Origin of the sequence: Aeromonas sp. 30P (genome assembly GCF_051919805.1) — a bacterium.
GTDB lineage: Bacteria > Pseudomonadota > Gammaproteobacteria > Enterobacterales > Aeromonadaceae > Aeromonas > Aeromonas veronii.
Genome location: NZ_JBQBEA010000001.1, coordinates 1508134 through 1525529, shown reverse-complemented (window position 1 = coordinate 1525529; position 17396 = coordinate 1508134). Strand labels below are relative to the sequence as shown.

Sequence of the window (17396 nt, the reverse complement as noted above, 5' to 3'; positions counted from 1 at the left end):
CATTTTATGCCGAGTTAACCCAATCCTCACACCGGCGGATGGAAATGGCTGGCCTCGCGGGTGGCCATCTCTTCGTAGGTGGCCCACTTCTGCCACGCCACTTTTTGCGCCACCTGCATCAGCCGTTCGGCCTCCTCTGGATGGCTCTGGGCCAATACCCGATAACGGGTCTCCTCCTGCCGGTATTCAGCGAGGGGGATGGAGGGGCGCAGGCTGTCGAGGCTGAAGGGGTTCTGCCCCGATCTGCGCAATACCGGGTTGTAGCGCATCAACGGCCAGTGACCGGAGGCCACGGCGCGTTTTTGCTGGGTCAGGCCAAACTCCATATCGATACCGTGGGCGATACAGTGGCTGTAGGCGATGATCAGCGACGGGCCCGGATAGGCTTCGGCTTCACGCAAGGCCTGCAGCGCCTGCTGCGGATTGGCACCAAAGGCGATGCGGGCAACATAAACGTTGCCGTAGGAGATGGCTTGCAGCGCCACATCCTTCTTGGCCAGCGTCTTGCCTCCCGCCGCGAATTTGGCGACGGCACCGAGCGGGGTCGATTTCGACATCTGACCGCCGGTGTTGGAGTAGACCTCGGTATCCATCACCAGCACGTTCACATCGCGCCCGGAGGCGAGCACATGATCGAGCCCCGCCGAGCCGATGTCATAGGCCCAGCCATCGCCGCCGATGATCCAGACCGAACGGCGCACCAGCTGATCGATAAGTGACAGCAGCTCGCGAGCCTTGCCGGATTTCACCTCTTCCAGCCGCTCCCGCACTTGTGCCACCCGGGTGCGCTGGGCGCGGATCTCCGACTCCAGCCGCTGCGGGGCGCTAATCAGGGTATCGACCAGCTCGGCGCCCAGCTCCCCCTTCATCGCTTCAAGGGCCGCCACCGCCTGACCGTGATGCTGATCGGCGGTGAGACGGAAGCCAAAGCCAAACTCGGCGTTGTCCTCGAACAATGAGTTGGACCAGGCCGGCCCCTTCCCTTCGCCGTTCTTGGCCCACGGCGTAGTCGGCAGGTTGCCACCGTAGATGGAGGAGCAACCGGTGGCGTTGGCCACCAGCATGCGATCGCCAAACAGCTGGGTCAGCAGCTTGAGATACGGAGTCTCGCCGCAGCCGGCGCAGGCACCGGAGAACTCGAACAGGGGTTCGAGGAACTGGGCACCGCGCACCGTGGAGAAGTCCACCCGCTCGCGGGCAGGCCAGGGCAGGCTCTCGAACCAGCGCAGCGCCTGCTTCTGGCCAGCCAGATGGGGCGCCTTGTCCATCATGGTGATGGCGCGCTCGCCCTCATGGCTCTCATCTGCACCGACCCGCACCGGACAGGCTTGCACGCACTGGCCGCAGCCGGTGCAATCTTCCGGATAGAGCTGCAAGGTGTAGCGGCTGTCGGGGAAACCCTTGGCGGTGACGGGCACCGACTGCGCTGCCTCGGGGGCGGTCGCCAGCCAGTCCTGATGGTAGAACTTGGCCCGCAGCGCCGCGTGGGGGCAAACAAAGACGCAGTTGCCGCACTGGATACAGATATCGGAGTGCCAAATCGGGATCTCGCGGGCGATATCCCGCTTCTCGAAGCGGCTGGTGGCAGTGGGGTAAGTGCCATCCACCGGCAGCATGGAGACAGGGATCAGATCGCCACGCCCCGCCAGCATCTCGCCAGTGACCCGCTGGACAAACTCGCTGCCGCCGGGAGCCAATGGCAGCGGATAGTCGCTGATCTGCTCCTCACCGGCCGGGATGGCCACCTGATGGAGATGAGCCAGGGTGTCGTCCACCGCCGCGAAGTTGCGCTCGACCACTTCGGGCCCCTTGCGGGCATAGCTCTTCTCGATGCTCTCCTTGATCAGCGCAATCGCCTCATCCCGCGGCAAGATGCCAGCCAGCGCGAAGAAGCAGGTCTGCATGATGGTGTTGATGCGATTGCCCATGCCGTTGCGCTCGGCCACCCGATCCCCATCGATGCAGTAGAGGCTGATATCGAGGGCGCGGATGCGGGCACGCAGCCGCTCGGGCAGCTCGGCCCAGACCTGCTCAGGCTCATAGGGAGCATTGAGCAGCAGGGTCGCCCCTTCGGCGGCGTGCTCCAGCAGGTCTACCGATTCGACAAAACCCCACTGGTGGCAGCCGATAAAGCTCGCCTGCTCGATAAGCCAGGGGGCATCGATGGGCTCGGGGCCAAAGCGCAGGTGGGAGACGGTGCGCGAGCCCGACTTCTTGGAGTCGTAGACGAAGTAGCCCTGGGCGTGGAAGCCCTCCAGCTCGCCGATGATCTTGATGCTGTTCTTGTTGGCGCCCACGGTGCCGTCGGCACCAAGGCCGAAGAAGAGCGCCCGCACCCGGCTGGCGGGCTCCAGATCGCCGATGGGGTGCCAGGCCAGACTGAGGCCCGACACGTCATCGACAATCCCCACCGTAAAGCGGGGGCGAGGCGCATCGGAGGAGAGCTCCTCGAATACCGCCGCACACATGGCGGGGGTGAACTCTTTGGAAGAGAGGCCATAGCGACCGCCACTGAGCCACGGCAGCCGCTTGATAAGGCCGCGCTGCAAACCGTCGATGAGGGCGCTCTGCACATCCAGCAGCAACGGCTCGCCGCCCGCCCCCGGCTCCTTGGTGCGATCAAGCACCGCCATGTGCCGCACGCTCGCGGGCAACGCATCGAGCAGCGCCTGTACCGGGAAGGGGCGATAGAGGCGAATGACCAGCACTCCGGTCTTGCGATCCTGTTGGTTGAGCCAATCCACTGTGGTGCGGGCGGTGGCCGCCCCCGAGCCCATCAGCACAATGACGTCAGTTGCATCGGGCGCGCCGTGGTACTCCACCAGCCGGTAGTGGCGGCCGGTCAGCTCGCCGAGATTGTCCATGCATTGCTGCACCCGCGCCGGCACCGCTTCGTAGAAGGGGTTGACGCTCTCGCGGGACTGGAAATAGGTATCCGGGTTCTGGGCGGTGCCGCGCATCACCGGATGATCCGGGTTGAGGGCCCGGGCACGGTGGGCGCGTATCCAGTCGTTATCGATAAGGGCGCGAATTTCATCCCGATGCAGGGCGGTGATCTTGTTCACCTCGTGGGAGGTACGGAACCCGTCGAAGAAGTGGATAAAGGGCACCCGGCACTGCAAGGTGACGCTATGGGCGACCAAGGCCAGGTCCTGCGCCTCCTGCACCGAGCCGGAGGCAAGCATGGCAAAACCGGTGCTGCGCGCCGCCATCACATCCTGATGGTCGCCAAAAATCGACAGCCCCTGCGCCGCCAGCGAGCGGGCCGCCACATGGAACACCGCCGAGGTCAGTTCACCGGCGATCTTGTACATGTTGGGCAGCATCAGCATCAGCATCAGCCCCTGACTGGCGGTGAAGGTGGTGGCGAGCGCCCCCGCCTGCAGGGCGCCGTGTACCGTGCCGGCCGCCCCCCCTTCGCTCTGCATCTCTACCACTGTGGGAATGTTGCCCCACAGGTTGGTCTGCCCCTCAGCAGCCCAGGCATCGGCCAGTTCGGCCATGGTCGAGCTCGGGGTAATGGGGTAGATGGCACACACTTCACTCAGCTGGTAGGCCACCCGGGCCGCGGCTTCGTTGCCATCGACCATGATCAGTTCATGTTTCATTGGGACTCCTCCGGTTGGCGCAGCTCGATGGCGTGACAAGGGCACTGGTCGTGACAGGCACCGCAGCCGGTGCAGCGCTCGGCATCCACCTGATAACCTTTGCCCGGCCCCTGCTTGGCGATGGCCTGCTCAGGGCAGCTGCCATAGCAGCCGTCGCACTCGAAGCAGTTGCCGCAGGAGTAGCAGCGCGCCGCCTCGTAGCGAGCGGCCACCTCATCCAGCCCGCCGATGATCTCGCCAAAGTCATCTCGCGCCCATGCCGGTTTGACCGGCTGACTGCTGGCGGGCGCGTGGGTCTGGAACCAGAGTTGCAACTGCTCCGGCCCCACCAGCGGGTAGGAGAGCGGTTTGTGGTAGTGGCGACCGCGCAGCCAGGCATCCATATGGCGCGCCGCCTTCTTGCCATGGCCGGTGGCGATGGTGACGGTGCGCTCGGAGGGCACCATGTCGCCGCCGGCAAACAGACCCGGCACATCCGTCATCAGGTTACCCGCCACCTGTACCACCCCCTCCTTGTTGACCCGCACGCCGGGAATGCTCTCCAGCACCGAGAGGTCGACCTCCTGACCGAGCGCCAGAATAAGGGAGTCCGCTTCAAGGGTTTCAAACTTGCCGGTGGGCACCGGCTTGCCCTCGGCATCCAGCGCCATCACCTCCACCTCGATATTGGTGCTATCGAGCTGGCGGATGCTGCGCAGCCAGTTGATCTTGATCCCCTCCTCCTCGGCCTCGTCGGCTTCGAAGGCGTGGGCAGGCATATGGTCCCGGTCGCGGCGGTAGATGATCATCGCCTCTTCCACACCGAGGCGGCGGGCGGTACGGGCCGCATCCATGGCGGTATTGCCCCCCCCATAAATCGCTACCCGTCGTCCCAGTTTGGGTGGCGGCAGGCCCTGCTCTTCGGCCAGACTCGCCTGTTCGAGGAAGCTCACCGCATCGAGGATCTTGCCCGCTTCCCGGGCCGGAATATCGACCCGCTTGGCCAGATGGGCGCCGATGGCCATAAAGACGGCATCAAAGCCCCCCTCGTCGCGCTCGCGCAGCACATCCTCCACCTTGTGGTTGAGGGTCAGCGTCACCCCGGCCGCCACGATGCGGGCCACCTCCCGATCCAGCACGTCGCGGGGCAAGCGGTAAGCGGGAATACCGAAGCGCAGCATGCCGCCAGCAAGCGGCCCCGCTTCGCGGATCTCCACCTGATGGCCGAGCCGGTTGAGGTGCCAGGCGCAGGAGAGACCGGAGGGGCCGGCACCGATCACCAGCACTTTCTTGCCGCTGGCAGGGGCAGGTGGCGCAGGCAGCCAGCCACGGGCCAGCGCCTCGTCGCCGAGGAAACGCTCGATGGCATGGATGGAGACGGATTCATCCACCTGCCCGCGATTGCAGGAACTCTCGCAGGGGTGATAGCAGACCCGGCCATGAATGGCGGGCAAGGGGTTCTCTTCGATCAGGGTCTGCCAGGCCGCCTCAAAACGGCCGGCCTGCGCCAAAGAGAGCCAGGCCTGGATATTTTCTCCGGCCGGGCAGGCGTGATTGCAGGGTGGCAGGGCCGGCCGCCAGACGGGTAGCCGGGTACGCACCGGGCCTGTTCCCGTTTTCAGGGAGAGATCCGGCAATGGGGTCATGTCCAGTTGTTTGCTCATACATTGCTTTCTTCTTTTTGTGTGACAGGCCCCACCCGATGGCGCTTGATACCGTGTAGCCGAAGCGGACGGTGGCCGGATGGGGAAGAAGCGAAAGCGTTAGAAACTGGGAACTGAGTCGATAATGGCCGCTTTTTTGTACTGATTAGCGAATCAGGATCAAAAAATGTTGCACTTTATGGTTCATAGAGACCAGAACGTGACTCAAGTAACATCTTCTCCAGCTGACCGCTGGCTTTCAGTTTGGCGAGCCCCCGATTGAAGGTTTTGATCAGCTCGTCAGCGTTGGCACGCTTGCGGCTGATCAGCAGGTGACCTTCGACCTTCATCACGGGTTTTGAATGGGTTGCAAAGAGATCGACCGTGCTGGCCGGGTAGAACTGACGCAGGGAGTAGTAGCCGACATCGATGTTCTCCAGGGTCAGGTCGGCGCGGCCGGAGAGCAGCAGATCGAAGCTCTGGCGCAGTCGGGTGACGAACTGCACCTGCAGCGGCACCTGCGCGATGGCTGCAAAAAAATCTGCATTGTAGGTATAGCCACTGACCGCAGCCAGCTTGCGATCCGCCAGATCCTGATAGCCGTGCCATTCCAGCGGATCGGATTTGAGATAGAACCAGACATAGGTTTCGCTCAGGATGGGATCGCTGTAGAGATGGGTTTTGCGCCGCTCGCTCGACTCATACCAGTGGACTGTGCCATCCACCACTCCCTCCTCCGACAAGCGAAAGGCCCGCTTCCAGGGAAGAAACTGGAACTTGACGCTCACCCCTTCACTCCTGAATGCCTCGCTCACCACATGAGGGATAAGCCCCTGATATTTCAGCGTCTCGGAGCAGTAAGGGGGATACTCTCCCGTGGTCAGGGTCAGCTCCTGCGCCCAGAGCCCGTGGCAAAAAAGGCTCCCCGCCAGCAACCAGCTTATTTTCATCCCGATGCCCTCTTGTTCTGTTTTCCCAACTATAGACCGCCCCCTTGAAAGGATTGCCGGATCGCCGGGGAACCGTTATGTTCCCCTTTTTCCAGGCGATCGCGCCGCGTCACAAGGATATGAAGATGCCCAGGCTAGACAGCATTCACCTCTACCCCATCAAATCGACTGCAGGTATGCCGCTGGCTCGCGCCCGGGTGACCGAAGAGGGACTGGCAGGGGATCGCCGCTACATGGTGGTCAAACCGGACGGCACCTTTATCACCGCCCGAACCCATCCCCAGCTGCAACAGGTCGTGGCTACCCCCATCGAAGGTGGCTTGCAACTGCGCTATCCGGGCTTTGAACCCCTCACCCTGCAAGAGGTCGACTTCAGCCGCGCCCCGCAAGCTACCGGAGTCTGGAGCGACCGTTTCACCGCCCTGCACCGACCCCAAAGCCGATGGCTGGCTAAGCCGGGTGGCAGGGGAGACGGTGCAACTGCTCTGGCTGGGTGAAACCTCTGATCGCTTTCGCGAGAAGACCGGCACCCGGGTCAGCTTTGCCGACGGTTATCCGCTGCTGCTGATAAGCCAAGCTTCCCTTGAGGATCTCAATCTGCGCTCCGATGCGCTGCACCAGATGAGCCAATTCCGCACCAATCTGGTGGCAAGCAATACCCAGCCCTTCGAGGAGGACAGCTGGGTGCGCATCCGCATCGGTGAGGTGGAATTTAAAGTGGTCAAGCCCTGCAGCCGCTGCATCATGACCACGGTGGAAGCGGGCACCGATCGCTTCAACGCCCTGAAAGAGCCGCTGGCGACCCTCACCCGCTACCGCCGTGGCGAGGATGGCGAGGTCTACTTCGGCCAGAACCTGATCGCCCTGAACGAGGGGTGGATTGAGGCTGGCAGCGAGATAGAAGTGCTGGAGCATACCCGTCCGGTGGTTTATCCCGCCGCCGCGCCGAAGAAGCGGGAGCTGGTCTGCGTGGCCCGCGAACCGCTGGCGCGGGATCTGGAGACCTTCTGGTTCGAAGCCGCCGATGGCGAGCCCCTGCCCGACTACCTACCGGGCCAGCATCTGCCCATCAGTCTCGATATCAAAAACGAGCGGATCCAGCGGCGCTATACCCTGAGCTCTACGCCGGATCACCCGGAGCGTTACGGCATCAGCGTCAAAAAGGTGGAGGGTGGCCGCATCTCCCACTGGCTGCACCAGCAGTTGCAGGTGGGTGATCGGCTGCTGGCCGCCAACCCTGCTGGTGAGTTTCACTTAGGGTCCGAGCACAACCTCCTGTTGCTCTCCGCAGGCTCCGGCGTCACCCCCATGCTGGCGATAGCCCGCACCCTGGCGCTACGCGGGGAGCTGGAAGAGGTTCACTTTATGCACCTGTGCCGCAGCGAAGCGGACATTCCCGCCGCTAGCGAACTGCACGCCATGGCGCAGCAGGGGATGACCCTCACCATTATCCTGAGCCAGCCGGACAATCACTGGCAGGGGCTGCAAGGGCGACTCAATGATGAGCATCTGCAACTGGTCAAAGGATTGGCCGGGAAAGAGGTCTTTATCTGCGGCCCCCACGGCTTTATGGCCGATGCGGCGGCGAAAGTGGCAGCCCTCGGCGTTCCAGCCGCACGGATCAAACAGGAGAGTTTTGGCGGCGCGATTCTCTCGGTGGCTCGCCCCCATCAGGCGGTGCAACTGCGTATCGGCGTCCAAGCCTTTGCCGGCAACAATCAGGGCTCTGTGCTGGATCAGGCCAACAAGCAAGGTGTAGAGCTGCCCTGGAGCTGCCGCGCCGGCATCTGCGGCAGTTGCAAACAGACGCTGATCTCGGGCGAGGTGGATCACCCCGACGCCCCCGCCATCACCGCCGCCGAGCGGGCAGAGGGCAAGATCCTTGCCTGCTGCGCCGTGCCGCTTACCGACCTTGAAATCCTATGATCGGGTGATCGGGCCACATTAATTCACGCCAACCCAGATGACCGGGGAATTGACCCCGGTCATCTTTATCCACACTTGTTCACCTGATCCGCCCTTAATTTGTCCCCACGGCCTTCATCAGTGAGTTTCCCTTCCTATACTCTCAGAGCAAAAAGCCTTGCCAGCCATTGACTTGGCGATGCTCCATACGACACTCAGCCATAGGGAAAGGACGCCCATACCATGGAACAGAACAAGCCCGCCTTTCAGCTCAACCTGCTGCTATCCGTCATCACCCTGATCCTGCTGTCACTGGTGTTTTTCGTCTACAGCTGGGCGGGTAAACAACTGGAAGAGAGTTATCGACAACAATATGTCTCCTACCTGCTGGCCGACGAACTGCGCCAATCCTCCGATGATCTGACCCGACTCGGGCGCACCTACGTCATCACCAAGGATCCAGCCTACGAACAGCAGTACATGCGGATCCTGGCCATTCGCAACGGCGAGCAGCCGAGACCGGATGGCTACAACCGTATCTACTGGGACTTTGTCGCCGCCAACGGCCAGAATCCCCGCCCCGACAGCAATGTTCGCCGTGGCCTGATCGACCTGATGAAGGATGCCGGTTTCACCGACGGTGAGCTCGCCAAACTGAACGAGGCCAAAAACAACTCAGATGCGCTGGTCAACACCGAGGTCGCCGCCTTCAAGCTGGTGCAGCAGAGCGATGGCGACCCGGTTGCCAACCAGCAAAAAGCCATCGCCATGATGCATGACAAGGCCTATCACCAGAACAAGGGGCGCATCATGTCCCCCATCGATGACTTCTACGTGATGATGGAGCAGCGCAACCATGAGGCGGTCGAGAGCGCCATCGCCAATACCGACATGCTGCGCTATCTCTTTATCGCCCTCGGTCTGGTGTTGATGTTCTTCCTCTGGCGCACCTACCGCTCCCTGCTCGATCTGGTGGGCACCTCGGTCGAACAGCTCAAGACCGATCTCCATATGATGGCGGAAGGGGACTTCTCGCGCCCCATCAAGGTGCCGCCAGGATCGAAAGAGAGCCTGATCGGTCTGCTCGGCGGTATGCAGACTACCCTCAAGGGGATCATCGCCAAGGTCTCCCACTCCACCGAGGAGCTATCCCACTCTGCCGACAGCATCGCCCAGATCGCCGAACAGACCGCCCAGTTTGCTACCGATCAGCAAACCAGCACCCAGACCATGGCCGCCGCCATCGAGGAGCTGGTGGTGAGCATCAGTCACCTCTCCGACAACGCCACCCATGCAGACGAGCTGAGCAAGGTCTCAGCCAATACCCTGGAGGAGGGATCAGGGGTCATTAAAGAGACGCTCGGCAGCATCGAGAATATCTCCACCACAGTGGGGGATGCAGCCAGCACCATCTCCGAGCTCAACGGTCATACCCAGCAGATTTCGGAGATCATCGGGGTGATCCGCGGCATCGCCGATCAGACCAACCTGCTGGCTCTCAACGCAGCCATCGAGGCGGCGAGGGCCGGTGAACAGGGTCGCGGCTTTGCGGTGGTGGCCGACGAGGTGCGCAATCTGGCCAGTCGCTCGGCGGCCTCAACCCAGCAAATCACCGGGATGATCAGCAAGATCCAGAGCGGGGCCGATGCCTCCATCCGCAGCATGGAGAACACGGTCAACAACGTCTCTCGCGGGGTCACGCTGGCCAACCAGACCGGCGAGGCGATCGCCAGCATCCAGAGCCACGCCTCCAACCTCACCGGCTTGATGGGAGAGATCAGCCACACCCTGCGCGAGCAGTCCACCGCCGCCAACGAGGTAGTCTCCACCGTCGGCAACATCACCTCTCTATCAGAGCAATCGGGGGATGCCGCCCGCCATGTGTCGCAAGAGGCGGCCAAGCTCAAGCAGCTGTCACGGGTACTGCGCCAGGAGATGGGGCACTTCAAGCTTTAAAGAACGCTGAAAAGCAAAACGGCTGCCCGAAGGCAGCCGTTTTTTATTCGGGGTCATCCCCGTCATTCAGTATCTATCAACCACGCAGGGCGGCGATACGCTGCTCGATGGGCGGGTGGCTCATGAACAGCTCGCTCATGGAGCGCTTGCCGTTGATGCCAAAAGCCATCATGGAGCCTTCCAGCTGTGGCTCGGCACCGCGGGAGAGGCGCTCAAGGGCGGCAATCATCTTGTCGCGACCGGCCAACTTGGCGGCACCGGCATCGGCACGGAACTCACGCTGACGGCTGAACCACATGACGATGATGGAGGCCAGAATGCCGAACAGCATCTCCAGCACGAACACGGTGATCATGTAGGCAAAACCGCCGGTACTGCTGCTCTCTTCCTCGTTGTTGGAGCTGAAGAAGTTGCTGATCACGCCAGCCACGATACGGGCGAAGAACATCACGAAGGTGTTCACTACACCCTGGATCAGGGTCAGGGTCACCATGTCGCCATTGGCCACGTGGCTCACCTCGTGGGCCAGTACCGCTTCCGCCTCGTCACGGCTCATGCTGTAGAGAGCAGGCCGGAGGAGACCGCCACCAGCGAATCATCGCGGCGAGCGCCGGTCGCAAAGGCGTTCATCTCGGGAGAGTCGTAGATCCCCACTTCCGGCATCTTGATACCCGCTTCGCGGGCCTGACGGGCCACAGTGCTCACCAGCCAGTGCTCGGTCTCGTTACGGGGTTGCTCGATGACCTGGACGCCATAGCTGCGCTTGGCCATCCACTTGGACATCAGCAAGGAGATAAAGGAACCCCCAAAACCGAACACGGCACAGAACACCAACAGCCCGGAAATGCTGGACTTGTTGATCCCCAGAACCGAGAACAGGATATTGAGTACCACCCCCAGCACCAGCATGACGGCCAGGTTGGTCACCAGGAATAGCATAATTCGCTTCATATAGACTCCTTGTGAAGATAAGGGACATGACCCGGGATCACTCGGGATCCCCACCTGATCATGTTAATGTCGACATTCTAGGGAGATTCGATGAATGTTCGCTGAATATGCCGTCAAAGTAGCGGCGAGATATCAAGACGCCCCTGCAAATCGGCTTCAAGCGGATTGTTTATAAACGGAATTTCGCCGAGGAAGGGGGCTGGCAGCAAGCCCCTCAGGGTGTCCAGATTTTCCTGATAATGGCTCATGGAACCATGGAGCCGATTAATTACCCACCCCGCCACTGGCAGCTGATCATTGCGAATGGCGGCAAAGGTGAGCAGCGCATGGTTGAGGCAACCCAGCTTGGCCCCTACTACCATGATCACCGCCATGTTCTCCTGTTTCACCCAGTCCGACAGCAGATGCTTGCGATCGAGCGGCAGATACCAACCCCCCGCCCCTTCCACTACCGCCAGCTCGGCCCCGGCCTGTTCAATCTTGCGTAGCCCCTCGCTCAACCCCTGCATGGTGATAGGCTGGCGCGCCTCGCTGGCGGCAATGTGGGGCGCAATCGGCGGCTCATAGGCGAACGGATTGACCACCTCATAGGGCAGCGGCAGACTCGCTGCCTCCTGCAACAGAACTGCATCGAGGTTGCGCAGCCCGTCCGGAGTGCGGGCACATCCGGCCGAGACCGGCTTGTAACCCGCACACTTGATTCCCTGTGCGCTGAATTCACGCAGCAGGGTACGCGCCACCAGCGTCTTGCCCACATCGGTATCGGTGCCGGTGATAAAGAATGATTTCATACGGTTCTCTCCTTGGCAGGGCCCGTTGACTACCCTGCACACAATGCGATTCCCGGCGCTCAGCGAGGCTTGCTGAGACGGCCGAGGCACACCCGATAACTGGCGACCAGCCTGCCATCGGGCTGGCGAAACGCCTCATACGCCTGCGCCAGCTGCTGCAATCTGGCGCGACCGCTCAGACCGGCCGGGGCGGCACTCCCCTGATTGTCATTGACCTGATTGGCCCCAATCCCCTTGAGATCACGCAACAGCTGCGGCAATTCAAGATAGGCGAGATCCCAGGTGATACAACGCAGCTCGGGAGCAGATACCCCAGCGCTAGCCAGCGCCTGCTCCAATTGTGGCAGGCTGAGGAAGCGATTGACATGGGCGCGACCATCAAGCTGCTGCCAGGCGGCTCGCAACTGCCAGAGCGACTCATCGAGCAGGGTCGAGAAAAAGATCTGGCCGCCCGGTTTGACCACCCGCAGCAGCTCGCCGAAAGCCTGGGCTGGACGCTCGCACCACTGCAACGCCAGACTGGAGAAAACCCAGTCAAACGCGCTGTCGGCGAAAGGAAGCTGCTCCGCATCGCCGCAGAGCAGGCGAGCATCGCTGCCACGCAAGGCAGCCTGCGCCAGCATGCCGGGGGCGAGATCCAGCCCCACCAACTGATGACAACGGTTCGCCAGTTGGGGCAAGAAAAAGCCGGTGCCGCAGCCCAGATCCAGCCCGCTCACCGTCAGATCAGTGCCAACCGGCCTGCTCGGCATCCATTCCAACAGCGCCTGACCCACCTCCTGTTGAAAGCGGGCATGGGCATCGTAGTGACGAGCGGCGGCGCCGAAACGGCGAGCAAGCTGCGCCTTGTCGACCGTTTGAAAACGCTCAGTCATGGTGAGCCTCCCCAAGCGTTGTAACTGCAGGGCAGACCCCCAAGGCATCGAGCAAGCGATCCACATCCTGCTCGCGGTGAGCCGCGCTCAGGGTAATGCGCAGCCGGGCCGTACCGACTGGCACAGTGGGCGGGCGGATGGCGCTCACCCAGACGCCGCGCTCCCGCAGCCGTTCAGCCAGTTGCAGGGCAACACTGCTCTCCCCCACCAGCAGCGGCTGGATCGGGGTATCACTCGCGCCAAGCTGCCAACCCTGCGCCTTTGCCCCTTGCCGGAAGCGGGCGATCAGCTGGCCAAGATGGGCGCGGGCATCCTCGGCGGCGCGTACCAGTTGGATACTCTTGCTCACCGCACAGGCCTGCGCGGCGGGCATATGGGTGCTGTAGACATAGTGGCGAGCGAAGTTGACCAGATACTCCACCAGCTCGCGACTGCCGCCGACAAAGGCACCGGCAACCCCGAGCGCCTTGCCAAAAGTGCCCATCTGGATGTGTACGCTGGCAAGAGCAACCCCCTGCGCCGCCAGAGTGCCGCGCCCCTCGGATCCCAGCACACCAAGACCGTGGGCATCGTCGATCATCAGCCAGTTGCCGCTTTGGGCGGCGAGGGTTGCGAGATCGCGCCAAGGGCCCTGATCCCCGTCCATGCTGAACACCCCCTCCGAGACGATGAGCCCGCGATTTGGCTCAAGCTGCCGTTCAAGGGCCGCCATATCGTTGTGGGCAAAACGCTTCATCTTGCAAGGGAGCTGGCTGCCCATCTCCTGCAGGGAGGCGTGGTTGAGTTTGTCCTGCCACAGCAGATGTTCCTTGCCGAGCAACGCTTTGAGCACCGCCTGATTGGCCGAAAAACCGCAGTTGAACAGCAGCACCGCCTCCACCCCGAGCCACTCGGCCAGGGTCTCCTCAAGCTCTTGGTGGGCACGGCTGTAACCGGTCACCAGCGGCGAGGCGCCGGAGCCCGTGCCATAACGTTCAATCCCCGCATTGAAGGCGGCCTTGATGGCGCCGTGATCCGCCAGTCCCAGATAGTCGTTGGCGGAAAAGTTGAGGTAGTCGCGCCCCGCAACCTTGAGCCGCCCGCCACTCACCCCGTCGGTCGCGATGCGGTTGCGCAGCAGACCCACCTGCTCGCGCTCGGCCAGAGCCGTGCCCAACACAAAGGGGCCCGTTACTGCAGGGCCGTTCATGACCGCGCAGCCCCTGCACGGGGGCGGGTGGCGTCATAAAACATCTCGGCAGGCTCGCTCTGGCGACTCACCTCGGCCAGCAGTTCCTCTTCTTGAACCTGATCCGGCTTCTGGGCCCGCTGGGCAGGGCGAATGCCGAGCCGCTTGAACAGCTGCATATCGCTGTTTTCGTCCGGGTTGGGGGTGGTCAGCAACTTGCAGCCATAGAAAATGGAGTTGGCCCCGGCCATAAAACACATGGCCTGCATCTGCTCATTCATCTTCTCCCGCCCGGCTGAGAGGCGCACATGGGAGGCGGGCATCATGATCCGTGCCACGGCGATGGTGCGGATAAATTCGAACGGATCGAGGTTCTCCTGATCCTCCAGCGGCGTGCCCTTCACCTTGACCAGCATGTTGATGGGCACGCTTTCGGGATGACGGGGCAAATTGGCGAGCGCCATCAAGAGGCCCGCCCGATCTTTCGCCTGCTCACCCATGCCGACGATACCACCGGAGCAGACCTTCATGCCGGCGCTGCGCACATGCTCCAGAGTATCGAGCCGATCCTGATAGGTGCGAGTGGAGATGATCTCGCCGTAGAACTCCGGCGAGGTGTCGAGGTTGTGGTTGTAGTAATCAAGCCCCGCGGCCCCCAGACGCGCCGCCTGATCGGCGGTAAGCATCCCCAAGGTCATGCAGGTCTCCATACCGAGCCCGCGCACCTCCTCAATCATCCGGATGATGTAGGGCATGTCTTTTTCTTTGGGGTTGCGCCAGGCGGCCCCCATGCAGAAACGGGACGAGCCGTTGGCCTTCGCTTCACGGGCCCGCTCCAGCACCTTCTCCACCTCCATCAGCCGCTCGGCCTCAAGACCGGTGTGGTAACGGGCGCTCTGGGGGCAGTATTTGCAATCTTCCGGGCAAGCGCCGGTCTTGATGGAGAGCAAAGTGCTCACCTGCACTTCGTTCGGGTCAAAGTGGGCGCGGTGGACGGTCTGGGCCTGAAACAGCAGATCGTTGAATGGCAGGGTAAACAGGGCCTGAACCTCGGCGAGGGTCCAGTCATGACGAAGGGCGTGACCGCCCGCGGTGAGAGCATTCATACATGGCTTCCGGTTGTTATTAGTGGGATCCTGCGCCCGCCATCTTGGGATGGACGGCCACAGAACCCGCCGCCGGGCCTGCGCGCTCAGGGTGATGCGCAGTGCCAAGTGGCTGAAATTGTTGGCTAGTGTAGAGAGCACGCGTAGACTGTCAACACCGACCAGATCAAACAAATTGACAACAGAATACAAAATGACCAACCAAGAATTCGACCTGCACCACATCTGGCACCCCTATACCTCACTCACTCACCCCCTGCCCTGCTATGAAGTGGCCAGCGCCAAAGGGGTGACCATCACCCTCAGCGATGGCCGCGAACTGGTGGATGGCATGAGCTCCTGGTGGGCTTGCGTGCACGGCTATCAGGTGCCGGAACTGGACGCCGCTGCCACCGCCCAGCTCGGCAAGATGTCTCACGTGATGTTTGGCGGGCTGACCCACCCCCCGGCGGTCGAGCTCTGCCGCAAGCTGGTGGAGATCACTCCGAAGGGGCTTGATCGGGTATTTCTGGCCGATTCCGGCTCGGTGGCAGTGGAAGTGGCGCTCAAGATGGCCCAGCAGTACTGGCATGCCAAGGGGACGCCCAGAGCCAAATTTGTCGCCCTGCGCAGCGGCTATCACGGCGACACCTTTGGCGCCATGAGCGTCTGCGATCCCGATGGCGGCATGCATGAGCTCTACAAGGGATTCCTGCCGGAGCACCATTTTGTCGAAGCCCCCAGCTGTCGCTTCCACGCCGAGTGGGACGAGCAGTGCGTGGTGGAGCTGGCGACACTCATGGCGGATCATCACGAAGAGATCGCCGCCATCGTGCTTGAGCCCATAGTGCAGGGCGCTGGCGGCATGCGCTTCTATCACCCCCGCTACCTGCAGTGGGTACGCGCCCTGTGCGACGAGTTCGGCGTGCTGCTCATAGCTGACGAGATTGCCACCGGCTTTGGCCGCACCGGCCAGCTGTTTGCCTGCGACTGGGCGGGGATCAGCCCCGACATCATGTGTCTGGGCAAGGCGCTTACCGGCGGCTACCTCACCCTCTCGGCGACCCTGACCACCGAGCAGGTCGCCCGTACCATCTGTGACGGCAAGGCGGGGGTCTTTATGCACGGCCCCACTTTTATGGGCAACCCGCTCGCCTGCGCGGTGGCCAACGCCTCTATCGATCTGCTGCTGGCCTCACCTTGGCAGGAGCGGGTGCGCACCATCGAGCATCAGCTGCGAACAGAACTGGTAGAGCTGACCTTGCACCCGGCGGTCGCCGATGTGCGGGTGCTCGGTGCCATCGGGGTGGTGGAGATGAAAGAGCGGGTGGATGTGGTGCGCATCCAGCGCAAGTTTGTCGAACTGGGCGCCTGGATCCGCCCCTTTGGCAAGTTGGTCTACCTGATGCCCCCGTTCGTCATCACCCCTGAAGAGTTGAGGGTATTGACCGGCGCCATCCGTCAGGCCATCACCGAGGGCGAGTTTTAATGCATACAGCGGGCGGCCATCGCTGCCGCCCGTTTGGCTACCCGCATTTGATATATAAAGAGGGCAACTTTATCCACTTCAGTGCAGTTTCACTTGCCGTAATGTGAGCAAAACACCAGACCTGAGGCCCCAAGAGGGGTAAACTGCTGCGGTTTTACCATCAAGAAAGACTGCTCATGCGCCTCTCCATTGCTGCCAAAATCAACTTTTTCCTGCTCTTCATCTTCTCCATGGTACTGGTCTTCTCCGCAGCCTATCAGGCGGTGCGCGAGCGCGATCTCATCCTGACCCTCATCAAGGAGCAGAGCCGCGAGCAGACCGAAGCCTATTTCGATGGCCTCAACATGCTGATGCTGACCGGCAAGATGGATGCCCGCGATACCCTGCGCGGCAAGTTTCTCGACCATGCCCATGTGGAGGATGCCCGCATCGTCCGTGGCGACGCGGTGAGCAAACAGTTCGGGCCGGGACGGGAGACAGAGCAGGTAAAGGATGAGTTTGATGAGCTGGCTCTGGCGGGCAAAGGGAGTCTGGAGGTGGTGCACAACGGCATGCACAGCCGTCTGGTAGTGACCCGACCGCTGCTGGCCAAGAAGGATTTTCGCGGCACCGACTGCACCAGCTGTCATCTGGTGCCGGAGAACACTGTGTTAGGGGCGGTGCGCTTTGACTACTCCCTTGATTCGCTGTTTACCCGGGTCGAGCAGAATATCCTCACCTCGGCGCTGATCCTCACCGGCATCTTCGGGATGGGACTGCTGCTGACCCTCTGGGTCATCCGCACCTGGATCGTGCGCCCCCTCAACCAGTTGACCCGTTCCATGGAAGAGGCCACCGACCTGCACGACTTCGGCCACCGGCTGGAAGGGGATGACGGCGACGAGATTGGCCGGGTGGCGGTGGCCTACAACCAGATGCTCGACAGCGTGGAGCGCCAGCTCGGCAAGCGCACCAAGGCCAGCAGGCAGGAGCCGGATCAGCCCCGCTGAGGCGGGC

10 protein-coding genes and 2 pseudogenes are annotated in these 17396 nt (G+C 62.1%); 4 read left to right on the top strand and 8 right to left on the bottom strand.

Features of this window, described 5'->3' with window-relative positions:
- Nucleotides 1-26: 26 nt before the first annotated feature.
- The 3 genes from nifJ to ACTG2B_RS07175 all read right to left on the bottom strand — a co-directional run bounded on the left by nifJ (nucleotide 27) and on the right by ACTG2B_RS07175 (nucleotide 6180).
- Nucleotides 27-3608, bottom strand: a complete 3582-nt coding sequence (gene nifJ / locus ACTG2B_RS07185) for a pyruvate:ferredoxin (flavodoxin) oxidoreductase (RefSeq protein WP_439995442.1) — start codon at nucleotides 3606-3608, stop codon at nucleotides 27-29.
- Nucleotides 3605-5251: an NAD(P)-binding protein gene (locus tag ACTG2B_RS07180; RefSeq protein ID WP_439995441.1), complete on the bottom strand. Its 1647-nt coding sequence runs from the start codon at nucleotides 5249-5251 to the stop codon at nucleotides 3605-3607. Before ACTG2B_RS07180 ends, nifJ begins: the two co-directional genes overlap by 4 nt.
- A gap of 176 nt (nucleotides 5252-5427) precedes the next feature.
- Nucleotides 5428-6180, bottom strand: coding sequence for a substrate-binding periplasmic protein (locus ACTG2B_RS07175; protein WP_115544057.1), 753 nt, complete (start codon nucleotides 6178-6180; stop codon nucleotides 5428-5430).
- Nucleotides 6181-6257: 77 nt separating this feature from the next.
- Between ACTG2B_RS07175 and ACTG2B_RS07170 the strand changes: the two are divergent.
- Together ACTG2B_RS07170 and ACTG2B_RS07165 are read left to right on the top strand one after the other, a co-directional pair.
- Nucleotides 6258-8106, top strand: a pseudogene (locus tag ACTG2B_RS07170) (MOSC N-terminal beta barrel domain-containing protein).
- Between the two features lie 222 nt (nucleotides 8107-8328).
- The gene (locus ACTG2B_RS07165) at nucleotides 8329-10041 is read left to right on the top strand and encodes a methyl-accepting chemotaxis protein (protein ID WP_439995440.1); all 1713 of its coding nucleotides are present in this window, start codon (nucleotides 8329-8331) and stop codon (nucleotides 10039-10041) included.
- Between the two features lie 76 nt (nucleotides 10042-10117).
- Here ACTG2B_RS07165 and htpX read toward each other — a convergent pair.
- From htpX to bioB, 5 genes and pseudogenes are all read right to left on the bottom strand, one after another.
- A pseudogene (gene htpX / locus ACTG2B_RS07160) lies at nucleotides 10118-10992 on the bottom strand (protease HtpX).
- A 113-nt stretch (nucleotides 10993-11105) separates the two neighbouring features.
- The gene (gene bioD, locus ACTG2B_RS07155) at nucleotides 11106-11783 is read right to left on the bottom strand and encodes a dethiobiotin synthase (RefSeq protein WP_005337893.1); all 678 of its coding nucleotides are present in this window, start codon (nucleotides 11781-11783) and stop codon (nucleotides 11106-11108) included.
- 59 nt (nucleotides 11784-11842) lie between these two features.
- A complete protein-coding gene (bioC, locus tag ACTG2B_RS07150; protein WP_439995439.1) occupies nucleotides 11843-12658 on the bottom strand; it encodes a malonyl-ACP O-methyltransferase BioC in 816 nt (271 codons plus the stop codon).
- The gene (gene bioF, locus ACTG2B_RS07145) at nucleotides 12651-13847 is read right to left on the bottom strand and encodes an 8-amino-7-oxononanoate synthase (protein ID WP_439995438.1); all 1197 of its coding nucleotides are present in this window, start codon (nucleotides 13845-13847) and stop codon (nucleotides 12651-12653) included. Before bioF ends, bioC begins: the two co-directional genes overlap by 8 nt.
- Nucleotides 13844-14932 (bottom strand): biotin synthase BioB, encoded by a 1089-nt coding sequence (gene bioB / locus ACTG2B_RS07140; RefSeq protein ID WP_439995437.1) that lies wholly within the window; start codon nucleotides 14930-14932, stop codon nucleotides 13844-13846. The genes bioF and bioB overlap by 4 nt, the downstream gene beginning before the upstream one ends.
- Nucleotides 14933-15125: 193 nt before the next feature.
- Here bioB and bioA point away from each other — a divergent pair, with 193 nt between their 5' ends.
- Both bioA and ACTG2B_RS07130 read left to right on the top strand, forming a co-directional pair.
- Nucleotides 15126-16400 carry an adenosylmethionine--8-amino-7-oxononanoate transaminase gene (bioA, locus tag ACTG2B_RS07135; protein ID WP_439995436.1) on the top strand — a complete coding sequence of 425 codons (1275 nt, stop codon included), beginning with the start codon at nucleotides 15126-15128 and terminating at the stop codon, nucleotides 16398-16400.
- A gap of 176 nt (nucleotides 16401-16576) precedes the next feature.
- Nucleotides 16577-17389 carry a HAMP domain-containing protein gene (locus ACTG2B_RS07130; RefSeq protein WP_005350472.1) on the top strand — a complete coding sequence of 271 codons (813 nt, stop codon included), beginning with the start codon at nucleotides 16577-16579 and terminating at the stop codon, nucleotides 17387-17389.
- Nucleotides 17390-17396: the final 7 nt, after the last annotated feature.